We start from the raw sequence: 15,560 nt of genomic DNA, 5'->3' as shown, positions 1-15,560 counted from the left end.
GTACGGTCAGGCTGTGGCTATTGCCGGTGGGTGGTGCGTGTGGGTTGGTGAGTGATGGGTGTGGCGGCCGGTTGCCAGGATGTGGGCGACCTCGCCAGGTAGCAGGTCGGTGCCGGGGACCGTCTCCATCTCGGAGACGTCGAGCCAGCGGACGACGGTCGCTCCGCAGTGGCCGTGGACGGCGAGGATGGAGTCGAGGTCCGGCCAGACCGCGGTGGAGGGGTTCTGTCCGTGCCAGCGCAGCGCCACCGAGCCGTCGGTGAAGACGCATCCTTCGGCGACCGTGCCGGTGCCGGAGACTCCGCTGATATCCGCGTACCTGACGAGTTCGAAGGTCTGGGGTTTCACCGGCGGACCTCTTCGGTACGCATGGACCGCTGTCTGCTGCCGGTGGAACTGCTACTGGTGCTGGGATGGCCTGAGGGAGTTGCCATGGTCCTTTCCCCGGGTGTCGGCGTGGTTCAGGGCATTCGCCACAAACCGGGGACCGGTACGGACTGTCAGCGGGGAAGGACGGCCTGTAGCGACTCGTTCACTGCAAATCAAGGTAGAACCAACCGGCCGGACACGCCAGAGGTGATCGGGCGTGTCTCAGTCTTCGATCCACAAGTGCCTGTTAACTACTGACAAATGAGGCGGTGGATGGACGCTCCGCGTGGTCGAATACGGAAGTGTTCCTGACCATCGCCACTCGCTCGGCCGGCCCAGATGTTCCCGCTACCGACCTCGGATTCCTGTTGCACAAGAATCCGGCGCGACCGCAGTCGGTGGAGGTCGCGGGTGGGGTGGCGCATGTGCTCTACCCGGAGGCGACGGTCGAACGGTGTACGGCGGCAGTGTTGCTGGAGGTCGATCCGATCGCGCTGGTCCGCTCGGGGAGGGGCAAGGGTAAGGCGGCTGAGGGGTTCACGCTCGGGCAGTACGTCAGCGACCGCCCGTACGCCGCGTCGAGCCTGCTCGCGGTCGCGCTCGGCAAACTCTTCCGTACTGCGATGAACGGCCGCTGCGACGCGCGCCCCGAGCTCGCGACCCGGCCGATCCCGCTGGAGATCCACATCCCCGCCCTCCCATGCAACGGGGGTACCGCGCTGGCCGCACGCTTCTTCGGGCCACTGGGCTGGACCGTCGATGCCCGTCCGGTCCCGCTCGATCCGGAGATCCCGGAGTGGGGCGACTCGCGCTACGTCGACCTCCGCCTAACCGGCAACCTCCGCCTCGCCGACGCCCTCAACCACCTCTACGTCCTGCTCCCCGTCCTCGACGACGCAAAGCACTACTGGGTCGACACCGACGAGGTAGAAAAACTAATCCGAGCCGGCGAAGGCTGGCTGGCCACCCACCCAGACAAACAACAGATCTCCCACCGCTACCTGGCCCACCGCCGCAACCTCACCGACTCAGCCCTAGACCGCCTAACCGAAGCCGACGGCGATCTCACAGAAGACGAGCCCCTCACCGAGGTTGGCGACGACACTCAGCCCATTCCGTTGGTGGTTCAGCGTCGGCAGGCGGTACTCGACGTACTGCGGGAGATCGGCGGGCACCGCGTGGGTGATCTCGGGTGTGGGGAAGGGGTTCTTGTTTCTGAACTCTTGAAGGATGGGCGGTATGACCAGGTGGTAGCCACCGACGTGTCTTCTCGGGCGTTGGGGTTTGCCGAGCGGCGGCTGCAGGTGGCTCAGATGTCTGATCGGCAGCGGGAGCGCCTCCGGTTGTTTCAGTCGTCGGTGACGTACGCCGACGCGCGGCTGGCCGGGCTTGATGCCGCCGTGCTGATGGAGGTGGTCGAGCATGTCGACCCCCCTCGGCTGCCCGCGCTCGCTCAGGCGGTGTTCGGGGCGGCGCGACCGGGAGCCGTCGTGGTGACGACGCCGAACTCGGAGTACAACGTGCGGTTCGAGAAGCTCGCGGCCGGCGCCTTCCGGCATCCCGATCACCGGTTCGAGTGGACCAGGGCCGAATTCCAGGAGTGGGCGCTGGCGGTCTGCCGGTCGTACGGGTACTCCGTCGAGTTCCGCGCGGTCGGACCCGACGATCCCGAGGTCGGCCCGCCGACTCAGCTTGCCGTTTTCCGCCGGAAGGAGGCGGTCTAGATGGCGCTCATCGGCGTACCGGCACTGAGCCTGGTCGTCCTCGTCGGCGCGAGCGGGTCGGGGAAATCCACCTTCGCCCGCAAGCACTTCCTCGGCACCGAGGTGATCTCCAGCGACGTCTGCCGCGGACTCGTCTCGGACGACGAGAACGACCAGGCCGCGACCAAGGACGCGTTCGAGGTACTGCACTTCATCGCGGGCAAACGGCTCGCCGCGGGCCGGCTGACCGTGATCGACGCGACCAACGTGCAGCCGGAGGCGCGCAAGGAGCTGGTCGCCCTCGCCCGCGAGCACGACGTGTTGCCGGTGGCAATCGTTCTCGATCCGCCGGAGCAGGTCTGCGTGGCGCGCAACGAGCAGCGACCCGACCGGCAGTTCGGCAAGCAGGTGGTCATCCGGCAGCGGTCCCAGCTGCGGCGTGGGCTGAAAAGCCTTAAACGCGAGGGGTTCCGCAGCGTCCACGTGCTGTCCACGGTCGAGGAGATCGATGCCGTCAGCATCGAACGGACCAGGCTGTTCAACGACCTCACCGACCAGACCGGCCCGTTCGACATCATCGGCGACATCCACGGTTGCCGGGCCGAGCTGGAGCAGCTGCTCACCGCGCTGGACTACACCATCACCCGCGACGAGCAAGGCCGCGCGATCGACGCCGTGCACCCCGCCAGACGCGTGATCTTCGTCGGTGACCTGGTCGACCGCGGCCCGGACACCCCCGGCGTACTGCGGCTGGCGATGGGCATGGTTGCCGCCGGCAACGCCTACTGCGTGACCGGCAACCACGAGGACAAGCTGCTCCGGTCGATGCGCGGGAAGAAGGTGCGGATCAACCACGGTCTGGCCGAATCCCTGGAGCAGCTCGCCGCCGAGCCGGAGGAGTTCCGGGCCGAGGTCGCCACCTTCATCGACGGGCTGATCTCGCACTACGTCTTCGACGGCGGCAACCTGGTCGTCTCGCACGCAGGCCTGGTCGAGCGCATGCATGGCCGCACTTCGGGCCGGGTCCGGTCCTTCTGCCTGTACGGCGAGACCACCGGCGAGACCGACGAGTTCGGGCTGCCGATCCGCTACCCGTGGGCGACCGAGTACCGCGGCCGCGCGATGGTCGTCTACGGCCACACGCCGACGCCGGAGCCGGAGTGGATCAACAACACGATCTGCCTCGACACCGGCTGTGTGTTCGGGGGAGCGCTGACGGCTCTGCGCTATCCCGAGCGCGAGCTGGTCCAGGTGGACGCCGCCGAGCAGTACTACAAGCCCGCGAAGCCGCTGCACGTCCCGGCCGCGCCGGAGCGTGAGCCGGATGTCCTGGACATCACCGACGTGGTCGGACGGCGGGTGATCGAGACCGGCACGCATGGCCGGATCAGCGTCCGGGCCGAGCAGGCCGGCGCCGCGCTCGAGGTGATGAGCCGATTCGCGATCGACCCGCGCTTCCTGCTCTACCTGCCGCCGACGATGAGCCCGGTGGCGACCTCGCCGATGCCGGGACTGCTGGAGCACCCGGCGCAGGCGTTCGAGGCGTACAAGGGTCAGGGCGTCACCGAGTTGGTGTGCGAGGAGAAGCACATGGGCTCGCGCGCCGTAGTACTGCTGACTCGGGACGACGAGGTCGCGGAGAAGCGGTTCGGGCTGGCTGGACGAGGTGCTGTGCACACGCGGACCGGGCGGTCGTTCTTCGGTACGGCGCTGACGGATGACCTGCTGCTCCGGCTCCGTGCCGTAGCTGAGGAAGCCGGGCTGTTCGAGGAGCTGGACACCTCCTGGTTGCTGCTGGACGCCGAGCTGCTCCCGTGGAGCGCGAAGGCCGGCGACCTGCTCCGCAACCAGTACGCCGCTGTCGGTGCGGCCGCGCGATCTTCCTTGCCTGCGGCAACCGTTGCGTTGGAATCCGCTGCTGCAGCAGGGCTTGACGTGGGGGAGATGCTCGCACGGACCCAGCGGCGTACGGTGAACGCGGATCTGTTCAGCGAGGCGTATCGGCGCTACTGCTGGCCGACCGAGGGGCTGGATGGGGTGCGGCTGGCGCCGTTCCAGTTGCTGGCGTCGGAGGGGGCGACGTACCAGGAGAAGCCACACGCCTGGCACCTTGCGGTGGCGGATCGGATGGTTGCCGCAGGCCCCGGACTGATCACGCCGACCCGGCGGCTGTACGTCGACCTGGAGTCGTGGGATGCCGGGATCTCCTGGTGGGAGGAGCTGACGGGTGCCGGCGGCGAGGGCATGGTGGTGAAGCCCGCGGCGAACCTGGTCCGGACCGGGAAGGGGCTGGCGCAGCCGGGGCTGAAGGTGCGCGGGCAGGAGTATCTGCGGATCATCTACGGTCCCGACTACACCGAGCCGGAGAACTTCGGCCGGCTGCGTGACCGGAAGCTCGGCCACAAGCGATCGCTGGCCCTGCGCGAGTACGCCGTCGGTCTGGAGGCGCTGGAGCGGGCAGCCCGCGGCGAGCCGCTCTGGCGAATCCACGAATGTGTCTTCGCCGTCCTGGCCCTAGAGTCCGAGCCCGTCGACCCGCGCCTCTAGGGCCCGGACCGCCCCCACTCACAAACCTGCTCTGCGGAGCCCAGGGCACAGCGGCCCACGCCTGACCAGGACTGCCCGGGTGACGTTTGTGAGTGCTGGCGGTCCGCGACCCCCGGGCACCCGCGTCGTTCCCGGCCGTGCGGGCGCTCGTTTTCGGAATCGCTTGTCAGGGCAAAGGTTTTCCCTCTAGGGTCAGTGCAATGTCACACGGCACTGTGAGGAACCTGATGACAAAGAGCCGTCCTGGGGCGGTCCGGACGAGCGCCGGCGTAGTCGAGCCACTGGCCACCGACGCGGTCCAGCTGACCGGCGGACTGCTGGCCGACTGGCAACGGCGGAACCGTCTCGCGACCATCCCGCATGCGCTGACCGAGCTCCGGAAGGCGGGCAATCTAGACAATCTCCGCCGCCTGCTCGACCCGTCCGCCGGCCCGTACCGCGGCCGCTACCCCTTCCTGGACACAGATATCTACAAGACCCTCGAGGGCCTCGCGTACGAGCTCGGAAGCGAGGACGAGCCGACCGGCGCCCGGGAGTTCTTCGAGGAAGCCATCGAGCTCCTCGAGCAGGTGCAAGCCGACGACGGCTACCTCAACTCGTTCTTCCAGGACCCCGAGTCCGCCAAGCAGCCGTGGGAGGACATCGCCTGGGGTCACGAGCTGTACAACCTCGGTCACCTGATCCAGGCGGCTGTCGCGGCGAACCGCCAGCTGGGCGACGCCAGGCTCCTCACGATCGCCTGCCGGTTCGCGGACCTGGTGGTCCGCAAGTTCGGCGCCGACGGTGACGAGATCGTCTGCGGTCATCCCGAGATCGAGATGGCGATGGTCGAGCTGTACCGCGAGACCGGCACGCGCGACTACCTGACACAGGCCCAGCTGTTCGTGGACCGTCGCGGCCAGGGCAACCTCAAGCACAGCCTCCTCCCGGCGGAGTACTTCCAGGACAACGCGCCCTTCCGGGACCTCCCGTCGGTGACCGGGCACGCAGTACGGATGGCGTACCTCGCCGCAGGCGCCGCGGACGTCCATCTGGAGACAGGCGACACGTCGCTGCTGGTGGCGCTGGAGCGGCTCTGGGCGGACATGGTGGCGACCAAGCTCTACGTCACCGGCGGCCTCGGCAGCCGGCACTCCGACGAGGCGATCGGCGACCGGTACGAGCTGCCGTCCGAACGCGCGTACAGCGAGACCTGTGCCGCGATCGCGACGATGCAGTGGGGCTGGCGGATGTTCCTCGCCACCGGCGCAGCGAAGTACCTGGATGTCTTCGAGACGGTGCTCTACAACGCTTATGCAGTAGGGCTTTCGGCGGACGGCGCGGCGTTCTTCTACGACAACCCGCTGCAGCGCCGCCCGGATCACGAGCAGCGCAGCGGTGCGGAGAGCGGTGGTGAGCCGCTGCGGCGGTCATGGTTCGGCTGCCCCTGCTGCCCGCCCAACATCGTCCGCTGGATGGCGCAGCTCCAGGACTACGTGGCAGCGCAGCGAAACGGCGCGATCTACATCGGCCTGTACGCCGATGCGCGCATCGACGCCGGCGCGTTCGCCGTCCAGGTGCAAACCGCGTACCCGTGGGACGGCGAGATCCGGATCACGGTCGATCGCGCGCCGGACGACGAGCAGACCCTCGTACTGCGTGTTCCCAGCTGGGCCGACGAGGCCTATCTGTTCGTGAACGATGTGCCGACCGACGATGTGGTGGAGGGCGGATGGCTGACGCTGAGCCGCATCTTCGCTGCCGGCGACGAGGTCCGGCTGGTACTGCGGATGCCGGCGCGGGCGCACGGTTCGCACCCGTACCTCGACGCGACTCGGGGCGCTGTCGCGGTGGCCCGTGGACCGCTCGTTTATTGCGTCGAGCAACAAGATGTCCGGGCAACGATCGATGACCTGCTGCTGACCCCGTCGGCAGTGGCCGGCGCCCGGGCTGTATCGAAGCCTCTCGTCGACGGAGACGCCGTCGTACTGGAGATCGCGGCCGGAGTAGCCGCGCCGCCGCCCGACGAACTTTACCCCGTACTGCGGGATCGCCCGGCGCTCGGCAGCCCGGACAGCGAAGTAGTAGCCACGTTCGTTCCGTACTTCCTCTGGGGCAACCGCCAGGCGCAGTCGATGCGCGTCTGGCTCCGACAGAGCTGATTGAGAGAAGAGCCCATGAAAAGATCGACGATGCTGGCAGGACTGCTGCTGTCCGGCTCACTCGCCCTGACCGCCTGCTCCGGGAACGCGGCCGGCGCGGACAAGACCTCGGCCGGCCCGGGCGGGCAGGCCGCCACGGGCGGTACCGTCCAGGTCCTCGCCAACGCCGGGTTCTCGCACCTCGACCCGGTGCGCGGCTTCGACGGTGGAGTGAACAACTTCTACCGGCTGATCTACCGCACGCTGACCACCCAGGGTGCAGCGCCCGGCGCTGACGGGACCAAGATCGTGCCCGACCTCGCGACGGACACCGGCAAGCCCAGCGACGGCGGAAAGACCTGGACGTTCACGCTGAAGGACGGCGTCGCGTTCGAGACCGGCGCTCCGATCACCAGCGCCGACGTGAAGTTCGCCGTGTCCCGGGCCTGGGATCCGGAGATCGGTATCGGTTCGCCGTACGCGAAGCAGATCATCGCCGCACCGGCCAGCTACCAGGGGCCGTACAAGTCGGGTGAGATGCCGACCATCGAGACGCCGGACGCGAAGACCGTCGTCTTCCACCTGAAGAAGCCGTACGCCGACTTCGGCAGTGTGGTCGCGCAGAACACCTTCGTCCCGGTCCCCAAGGGCACCGGCGCAGGCACCGAGCTCGACAGCAAGCCGATCGCCTCCGGCCCGTACAAGGTCTCGGCGTACAAGCCGGGTGCCTCGCTGAAGCTGGTCCGCAACGACAAGTGGGACGCCAAGACCGACTCCATTCGCGCGGCGAAGCCGGACGGCTTCCAGTGGACCTTCGGGCTGGACCCGGCCACCATCGACGAGCGGATGATCGCCGGTCAGGGCACGGACGCCAACGCCATCGCGGGCACGATCCAGGCCGCCTCGGTGGCCCGCATCCAGACCCCGCAGCTCAAGCAGAGAACGCTCTCCGGCCTCGGCGGCTGTACGACGTACATGGGGCTGAACTCCACCAAGAAGCCGCTGAACGACGTGCGAGTCCGGCAAGCGATCAACTTCGCTGTGAACAAGCAGACCGTCCGGGATGCCGTCGGCGGTTCGACCCTTGCCGACCTGGCCACCAGCATCCAGCCGCCGACCATCGTCGGCCGGGCGGACTACGACCCGTACCCGAGCCCGGACGGCAAGGGTGACGTCGAGGCCGCACGCAAGCTCCTCACCGAGGCCGGTCAGGCCGGCGGCTTCACGATGACGCTGGACACCCGCGCGCAGCCGAAGATGCAGGCGATGGCGGTGGCGATCCAGCAGGCCCTGCAGCCGTTGAAGATCGCCGTCAAGATCAACATCATCGACACCTCGACGTACTACGAGGTGATCGGTACTCCGTCGCAGCAGCACGACGCGGCGATCACCGGCTGGTGCCCGGACTGGCCGTCCGGCGCGACCTTCCTGCCGCCGCTGTTCGACGGTCGCAACATCACCGCCAAGGGCAACTCGAACCTGTCGCAGCTGAACGACCCGGGCGTCAACAAGACGATCGACGAGATCGCCGCGCTGAAGGACGTCACGGCCGCCAACGCGGCGTACGGCGAACTGGACAAGCAGATCATGAAGCTCGCGCCGATGGTGCCGCTGCTGTACGAGAAGGTCCTGATGGTTGTCGGCAGCAACATCGCCGGTGCCTATCTGCACGACGGGTTCTCCGGTGGTATCGACCTGGTCTCGGTCGGTCTGACGGACGCCGGGAAGTAGCCGATGTCGACGACCCCCACGCTGCTCGAGGTCGAGGAAGTGGGGGCCGCCGCTGGTGGCCCCCCGACCTCGACCCAGCGGATCCTGACCAGACTCGTGCATGACAAGGCGGCGGTGCTCTGCCTCGCCTTCTTGCTGATCGTCGTCCTGATGGCCGCGTTCGCGCCGTTGATCACCAAACTCAGCGGCTGGGGACCGTACGAGTTCGACTCCAGCGCGATCAACTCCGCCCTCGGCGGGGTTCCGAACGGAAGCCTCGGCGGGATCAGCGGCGAGCACTGGTTCGGCGTCGAGCCGCAGAACGGGCGCGACCTGTTCGCGCGGATCGTCTACGGCGCCCGGGTCTCGATCACGATCGCGATCTCGGCGACCGTGCTGACCGGGATCCTCGGGGTCGTGCTCGGCATGCTGGCCGGCTTCTACCGCGGCTGGGTGGATCAGCTGATCTCGCGGGTGATGGACTTCCTGATGGCGTTCCCGGCGCTGATCTTCATGATCGCGATCCTGTCCTCGCTGCCGGCCGGGAACCGTCCGGTCCTGCTCGTGGTGGTGATCAGCGCGTTCGGCTGGCCGTATCTGGCCCGGGTGATCCGCGGCCAGACGATGACGCTGGCCAACCGTGAGTTCGTCGAGGCGGCGCGCGCGTCCGGCGCGAAGAACCTCGCCCTGGTGTTCCGGGAGATCCTGCCGAATCTGCGGAGTTCGATCATCGTGATGTCGACGCTCGCGGTACCGGGCTACATCGGTACCGAGGCCGGCCTGTCGTTCCTGGGCGTCGGCGTCACGCCGCCGACCGCGTCCTGGGGCCAGATGATCTCCAGCTCGGTCAGCTGGTACTCCGTAGACCCGATGTTCTTCGCGATCCCGGGCGCGTTCTTGTTTCTCACCGTGCTCTCTCTGACGGTTCTCGGCGACAAGATCCGCTCGGTGATCGACGCCGGGGAGGCAGCCTGATGACGCGGTACGTGATCGGCCGGCTGGGTGGCGTCGTGGTCATCCTGCTGGCGGTCTGCCTGTTCACCTATCTGATCTTCTTCAAGCTCTCACCGGATCCCGCGGTGATGATCTGCGGCAAGACCTGTACTCCGGACCGGATCGACTCGATTCGTACCGTCCTGGGCCTGAACCAGCCGCTGTTGACCCAGTTCTGGGAGTTCCTGCAGGGGATCGTCGCCGGCCGCGACTACGGCACGGCGCACTGTTCCGCGCCTTGCCTCGGGTACAGCTTCCAGACCAACGAGTCGGTCTGGACGATGATCACCGCCCGGCTTCCGGTCAGCATCACGGTGGCGGTCGGCGCTGCGATCCTCTGGCTTCTCGCCGGGGTGGCCGGTGGCCTGATCAGCGCGGTCAGGCAGGGCACTTGGTGGGACCGGAGCGCGATGGCTCTGGCCCTGACCGGGGTCAGCGTTCCGAACTACGTGCTGGCGCTCGTTCTGCAGTACCTCTTGGTGGTCAAGCTGCAGGTGCTGCCGTTCCCGTCAGCGCCCGCCTTCTCTGACAACCCAGGGCTGTGGTTCGAGTCGTACCTGATGCCGTGGACAGTGCTGGCGATCGGCTATGCCTGCCTGTACGCCCGGCTGACTCGGGCGAACGTGATCGACACCCTGGCCGAGAACTTCGTCCGGACCGCCCGGGCCAAGGGACTCCAGCGCTCGCTGATCCTGCGCAGGCACGCGTTGCGGCCGGCGTTGACGCCGATCACGACGATCTTCGGGATGGACTTCGCCGGGCTGCTCGGCGGTGCGCTGATCACCGAGACGGTGTTCGGCCTGAACGGGATCGGCAAGCTGGCTGCCGACTCGATCGCGAAGAACGACCAGCCGGTGATCATGGCGGTCACCCTGCTGGCGGCGTTCTTCGTTGTCATCGGCAACGTCGTGGTGGATCTCGTCTACACCGCCCTCGATCCGAGAGTGAGGATCACATCGGCATGAGCGAAACACTGTTCGTGGTGGAGGACCTCACCGTCACGCTGCCCACCAGCCGTGGGCCGGTCGACGTGGTGAAGAACGCCTCCTTCACGGTCGACCGGGACGATACCGTCGGCATCGTCGGCGAGTCAGGCTCCGGCAAGTCGATGACGTCTCTTGCCGTACTGGGCCTGTTGCCGGGAGGCGGCCGGACCACCGGGAGCATCCGGTTGAACGGGCAGGAGCTGCTGGGCCGGTCCGAAGCGGAGCTGCGGAGCATCCGGGGGAACGCGATCTCGATGGTGTTCCAGGACCCATTGTCGTCCCTGAATCCCTACTACACCGTCGGATTGCAGATCGAGGAGGGCTACCGGGCTCATCGGGGCGGAACCCGTCGCGAGGCCCGCAAGGTCGCGATCGAGGCGCTCGAACGAGTGCAGATCCCTGACCCGGCCCGCCGGATCGATCACTACCCACATCAGTTCTCCGGTGGTCAGCGGCAGCGCATCATGATCGCGATGGCGCTGTGCTGCTCGCCCGAACTGCTGATCGCGGACGAACCGACCACAGCACTCGACGTCACCGTCCAGGCACAGATCCTGGCGCTCCTCGCCGAGTTGCAGGCCGAGACCGGTACGGGCCTGATCTTCATCACTCATGACCTGGCGGTGATCAGCTCGATCGCGCAACGGGTGCTGGTGATGTGCAAAGGCGACCCGGTCGAGTACGGTACGGCCGAGCAGATCTTCTCCGACCCGCAGCACGAGTACACCCGCGCGTTGCTGGACGCAGTACCGAGGATCGACGATCTGATTCCGGCGGCCGAGGAGGTGGCGGGATGACGCTGTTACGGGTACGGGACGTGACCAAGCAGTTCATCACCCGGGGCCAGGGTGGGTTCCTGGCACCGAAGGCGCCGTTCACCGCGGTAGACCGGGTCAGCTTCGACGTCGAGCTCGGTGAGACGCTGGCGGTCGTGGGGGAGTCGGGCAGCGGCAAGTCGACCACCGCGCGGATCGCCGCCCGGTTGCTGGATCCGACCAGTGGCACGCTGGAGTTCGAGGATCAGGACATCACCCGGGCGACCGGGAAACAGCTGGCCCGGTTCCGCAACGATGTCCAGGTGGTGTTCCAGGACCCGTTCTCATCCTTGAACCCGCGGTACACGGTGGAGCGGATCGTCACCGCTCCGCTGGCCTACCAAGGCATCTCGCCGAAAGGCGGTGGGCGGGCCTTCAGCAAGGAGTTGATGGAGCGGGTCGGGCTGAACCCGGACCACTCGACGCGGTACCCGTCGCAGTTCTCCGGCGGCCAGGCGCAGCGAATCGGCATCGCCCGCGCGCTCGCGGTCGGCCCGAAGCTGGTGATCTGCGATGAGGCGGTGTCGGCGCTGGACGTCTCGATCCAGGCGCAGATCCTGGAGTTGCTGGTGCGGTTGCAGCGAGAGAGCGGTTTCAGCTACATCTTCATCGCGCACGATCTGGCCGTCGTCCGGCAGATCGCCCAGCGAGTCGCTGTAATGAACAAGGGCAGGATCGTCGAGCTGGGGTCGCGCGACCAGGTCTTCGACCGGCCCCAGGACGAGTACACGAAGACGCTGCTGGCGGCGGTTCCGCGGATCAACCCGGAATGGGACCGGCGGCGGCGATTGCGAGAACAGGAACGGATGCAGAGCAGATGACCAGCTACACGATTCCCGGCATGCACGTCCGCGAACACTCCGTCGAGGTCCCGCTGAACTGGTGGGACAGCGCCGATCCGCGGCGGATCACGGTCTTCGCTCGCGAGCTCGTGGATCCCACGCGCAAGCACGAGGAGCTGCCCTGCCTGCTGTTCCTGCAGGGCGGCCCGGGCGGCAAGTCGCCACGGCCTACCGACCCCACGGGCTGGATCGGTCAGGCGTTGAAGTCGTACCGCGTCGTGCTTCTGGATCAGCGCGGCACCGGGCGCAGTACGCCGGTCAACGGGCGGCGGATGAGCTCCTTCGCCACGGCCGAGGAAGCGGCTGACTACCTGGCGTGCTTCCGGGCCGACTCGATCGTGGCTGACGCGGAGCACCTGCGCAGTACGGTGTTCGGCGGCGCGAAGTGGTCGACGCTGGGGCAGAGCTATGGCGGCTTCATCACCATGACCTACCTGTCGCGGGCGCCCGAGGGGCTGACGGCCTGCTACGTCACTGGCGGACTGCCCTCGGTGACGCCGGATGCCGCCGACGTCTACCGGCGCACGTATACGCGGGTCGAGGCCAAGAATCGGGAGTTCTACCGCCGGTATCCGCACAACATCGAGCGGGTGGCGGCGATCGCCGACCGGCTGGCCGCCGGCGACGTACGGCTGCCGGATGGCGACCTGCTGACGGTACGCCGGTTCCAGTCGCTCGGGATCGACTTCGGGATGAAGCCGGGGTACGAGCGGATCCACTGGCTGATCGACGAGGCGTTCGCCGGCGACGAGCTGTCCGACACGTTCCTGAGCCAGGTGATGGCTCTGAGCTCGTACGCCGATGGTCCGCTGTTCGCGGCGTTGCAGGAGGGCTGTTACGGCTCGGGCGAGGGCGCGACGGGCTGGGCTGCCGAGCGGGAGCGGGCGTTGCGTCCCGAGTTCGAGGAGACGGCACGGCCCCTGCTGTTCACGGGCGAGATGATGTACCCCTGGATGTTCGAGGAGATCCGGGTACTGCGGCCGTTCCAGGCGGCTGTGGAGCTGCTCGCGAAGCGCACGGAGTGGAGCACGCTGTACGACCTGGACCGGCTGGCCGCGAACGAAGTACCGGTTGCTGCCGCGGTGTACTTCGACGACATGTACGTCGACTCCGGTCTGCAACTCGAGACGGCCGGACGGGTCGGGAACCTGCAGCCGTGGGTGACGAACGAGTACGAGCATGATGGGCTGCGGATGTCCGACACGGTGTTCAGCCGGCTGACGGAGCTGGTCCGATCCATCGGCGGCGGCGTCTGACCCGCGCGGGGGTTTCGTTCCCGGCCAGGTCATGTCCGACAATGTGGCCGTGTCAACCTTGAGTAGGGGCGGTGCAGGAGTGACGGGGATGAGCGCGGAATCGGTCCATCCGCTGCCGAGCGTGCGCAGGCTCAAGCGGGAGAATCTGCGGGACAGCGTCGCGCACGCGCTGCGCGCCGCGGTCATCTCCGGCGAGATGGAGCCCGGCACGGTGTACTCCGCGCCGATGCTCGGGGCGAAGTTCGGTGTGTCCGCGACCCCGGTCCGGGAGGCGATGCTGGACCTGGTCAAGGAGGGGCTGGTCATCTCGCTGCCCAACAAGGGCTTCCGGGTGACCGAGATGTCGGACGAGGACCTCGACAACGTCACCAAGCTGCGGCTGCTGATCGAACCGCCGACGGTGCGCGACGTCGTACCGCTCATCCCGGCGGCCGACATCCCCAGGCTTCGGGAGCTGGCCGAGGACATCGTGGTCGCGGCCAAGGCCGGCAACCTGATCGAGTACATCGAGGCGGACCGGGTCTTCCACGTCACTCTGCTCGCCTACAGCGGCAACCCGCGGCTGGTCGACGTCGTGTCCGATCTGCGCTCGCAGACCAGGCTGCTCGGGCTGACCCCGCTGGTGAAGAGCGGCCGCCTCGTCCAGTCCGCTGCCGAGCATCACGTGCTGGTCGATCTCGTGGAGGCCCGCGACGCGGCCGGCGCGGAGCAGTTGATGTTGCGCCACATCGGCCACGTCCGCGGACTTTGGGCCCGCAAAGAATCAGCTGAGGAGACCGCGCAGGGCCGCTGACGAAAGGGCATCGGCCTGCTCCTGAGTGAGCGCCTGATGACCGGTCATCAGCCGGAAGATCAACGGCCCGAACAGTACGTCGGTCGCCGTATCCGCGGTGATCTCCGGGTCGACCTCACCACGGTCGAGCGCCCGCTGCCAAAGCTCGGCAACGGCCGCTCGCCGGGCGTCCAGGAAGTACTCCCGGAAGTACGGCGAGCCGGCCGGGTCGGCGACGCACGCGGCGAGCAACTGGGCGAAGACAGTACCGTGCGGACCCGCGGAGAAGGCGCTCACCAAGCGGACCTGCTCGGTCAGGTCGTCGACCGCGTTTCCCCTGTCCGGCAAGGGGATCGCGGCCGCCATCTGCTTGCCGAACGCCTCGGCAGCGATCGCCGTACGACACGGCCAGTGCTTGTAGATCGTTGCCTTGCTCACCCTTGATCGAGCGCTGATCGCGTCGACCGTTGCCGCCGGCAACCCGCCTTCGGTGAGCAGTTCGGTCGTTGCGCAAAGCACCGAATCCTTGGCCTTCAGGCTGCGGGGATGCTCAGGCGTCATCGTGGCTCACCGGCCGACGGCCTCGGTGAGCTTGGTGAACTCCTCGTCGGTCAGCTCGAGACGCGCGGCGTCGACGTTGTCCTCGAGGTGGACGACCGAGGAGGTGCCGGGGATCGGCAGCATCACCGGCGAGCGCTTGAGCAGCCAGGCGAGCGCGAGCTGCGACGGGCTGGCCTCATGGTCCTTGGCGATCGCGTCGAGCGGGCCGCCGGCCTTGGCCAGTTCACCGGTGGCGAGCGGGAACCAGGGGATGAAGCCGAGGTTGTTCTGCTCGGCGTACTCCAGGACCGGTTCGTCGTCGCGCTGGGCGAGGTTGTAGAGGTTCTGCACGGAGACGATCGTCGCCGTCTTGGCCGCTTCCTGGATCTCCTCGACGCTGACCTGGGACAGGCCGATGTGCCGGATCTTGCCCTCGGCCTGCAGATCGGCGAGCTCGCCGACCTGGTCGGCCACCGGGACCTTCGGGTCGATCCGGTGCAGTTGGAGCAGGTCGATCCGCTCGAGACCGAGGTGCCGCAGGCTCAGCTCGACGGCTTGCCGCAGGTACTCCGGGCGACCGACCTCAGCCCAACGACCCGGGCCGCTCCGGGTGAACCCGGCCTTCGTGGCGATCACCAGGTCATCGGCGTACGGGTGCAGTGCCTTCTTGAGCAGCAGGTCCGCGGTGAACGGCCCGTACGCGTCGGCGGTGTCGATGAAGTTGATGCCGAGCTCGACCGCGCGGCGCAGTACCCGGACGGCCTCGTCGGGATCGCGCGACTCGCCCCAGACCCCCGGCCCGGGAAGCTGCATCGTGCCGTACCCCAACCGGCGGACGGTCAGATCCCCACCGATGGTGAACTCGCCGGACGCCACCGCGACTGCCTCAGTCATACCTGTCTCCTCA

At 67.7% G+C, this 15,560-nt stretch carries 13 protein-coding genes; 10 read left to right on the top strand and 3 right to left on the bottom strand.

The window, feature by feature from the left end:
- Positions 1-6 precede the first annotated feature (6 nt).
- Entirely contained in the window at positions 7-348 is a 342-nt protein-coding gene (locus tag A3ES_RS47245; protein ID WP_020387682.1) for a hypothetical protein, read from the bottom strand.
- A gap of 323 nt (positions 349-671) precedes the next feature.
- On the opposite strand from A3ES_RS47245, the gene A3ES_RS0115150 reads away from it, so the two are divergent.
- The 10 genes from A3ES_RS0115150 (at position 672) to A3ES_RS0115105 (ending at position 14,134) form a co-directional block, all read left to right on the top strand.
- On the top strand, positions 672-2,093 hold the full coding sequence (locus A3ES_RS0115150) for a 3' terminal RNA ribose 2'-O-methyltransferase Hen1 (RefSeq protein ID WP_020387681.1): 1,422 nt from the start codon (positions 672-674) through the stop codon (positions 2,091-2,093).
- On the top strand, positions 2,094-4,619 hold the full coding sequence (locus tag A3ES_RS0115145) for a polynucleotide kinase-phosphatase (RefSeq protein ID WP_020387680.1): 2,526 nt from the start codon (positions 2,094-2,096) through the stop codon (positions 4,617-4,619).
- Between the two features lie 227 nt (positions 4,620-4,846).
- Positions 4,847-6,760, top strand: a complete 1,914-nt coding sequence (locus tag A3ES_RS0115140) for a glycoside hydrolase family 127 protein (RefSeq protein WP_020387679.1) — start codon at positions 4,847-4,849, stop codon at positions 6,758-6,760.
- Between the two features lie 15 nt (positions 6,761-6,775).
- On the top strand, positions 6,776-8,470 hold the full coding sequence (locus tag A3ES_RS0115135; RefSeq protein ID WP_026162886.1) for an ABC transporter substrate-binding protein: 1,695 nt from the start codon (positions 6,776-6,778) through the stop codon (positions 8,468-8,470).
- Between the two features lie 3 nt (positions 8,471-8,473).
- A complete protein-coding gene (locus A3ES_RS0115130; protein ID WP_020387677.1) occupies positions 8,474-9,424 on the top strand; it encodes an ABC transporter permease in 951 nt (316 codons plus the stop codon).
- Positions 9,424-10,407 (top strand): ABC transporter permease, encoded by a 984-nt coding sequence (locus A3ES_RS0115125; RefSeq protein WP_020387676.1) that lies wholly within the window; start codon positions 9,424-9,426, stop codon positions 10,405-10,407. Before A3ES_RS0115130 ends, A3ES_RS0115125 begins: the two co-directional genes overlap by 1 nt.
- Positions 10,404-11,225, top strand: coding sequence for an ABC transporter ATP-binding protein (locus A3ES_RS47240; RefSeq protein ID WP_020387675.1), 822 nt, complete (start codon positions 10,404-10,406; stop codon positions 11,223-11,225). Before A3ES_RS0115125 ends, A3ES_RS47240 begins: the two co-directional genes overlap by 4 nt.
- Positions 11,222-12,064, top strand: a complete 843-nt coding sequence (locus A3ES_RS0115115; protein WP_020387674.1) for an ATP-binding cassette domain-containing protein — start codon at positions 11,222-11,224, stop codon at positions 12,062-12,064. Before A3ES_RS47240 ends, A3ES_RS0115115 begins: the two co-directional genes overlap by 4 nt.
- The gene (locus A3ES_RS0115110) at positions 12,061-13,341 is read left to right on the top strand and encodes an alpha/beta fold hydrolase (RefSeq protein ID WP_020387673.1); all 1,281 of its coding nucleotides are present in this window, start codon (positions 12,061-12,063) and stop codon (positions 13,339-13,341) included. Before A3ES_RS0115115 ends, A3ES_RS0115110 begins: the two co-directional genes overlap by 4 nt.
- Positions 13,342-13,429: 88 nt before the next feature.
- Positions 13,430-14,134: a GntR family transcriptional regulator gene (locus tag A3ES_RS0115105; RefSeq protein WP_020387672.1), complete on the top strand. Its 705-nt coding sequence runs from the start codon at positions 13,430-13,432 to the stop codon at positions 14,132-14,134.
- On the opposite strand, the gene A3ES_RS0115100 is transcribed toward A3ES_RS0115105, so the two are convergent.
- Positions 14,105-14,674 carry a TetR/AcrR family transcriptional regulator gene (locus A3ES_RS0115100; protein ID WP_020387671.1) on the bottom strand — a complete coding sequence of 190 codons (570 nt, stop codon included), beginning with the start codon at positions 14,672-14,674 and terminating at the stop codon, positions 14,105-14,107. The two genes, A3ES_RS0115105 and A3ES_RS0115100, sit on opposite strands and share 30 nt — an antisense overlap.
- Positions 14,675-14,680: 6 nt before the next feature.
- A complete protein-coding gene (locus A3ES_RS0115095; RefSeq protein WP_020387670.1) occupies positions 14,681-15,547 on the bottom strand; it encodes an aldo/keto reductase in 867 nt (288 codons plus the stop codon).
- Between the last annotated feature and the right edge of the window lie 13 nt (positions 15,548-15,560).

This window comes from Kribbella catacumbae DSM 19601, from assembly GCF_000372465.1.
In the GTDB taxonomy this organism is placed as follows: Bacteria; Actinomycetota; Actinomycetes; order Propionibacteriales; family Kribbellaceae; genus Kribbella; species Kribbella catacumbae.
This window is presented reverse-complemented; position numbering and strand designations above follow the sequence as displayed.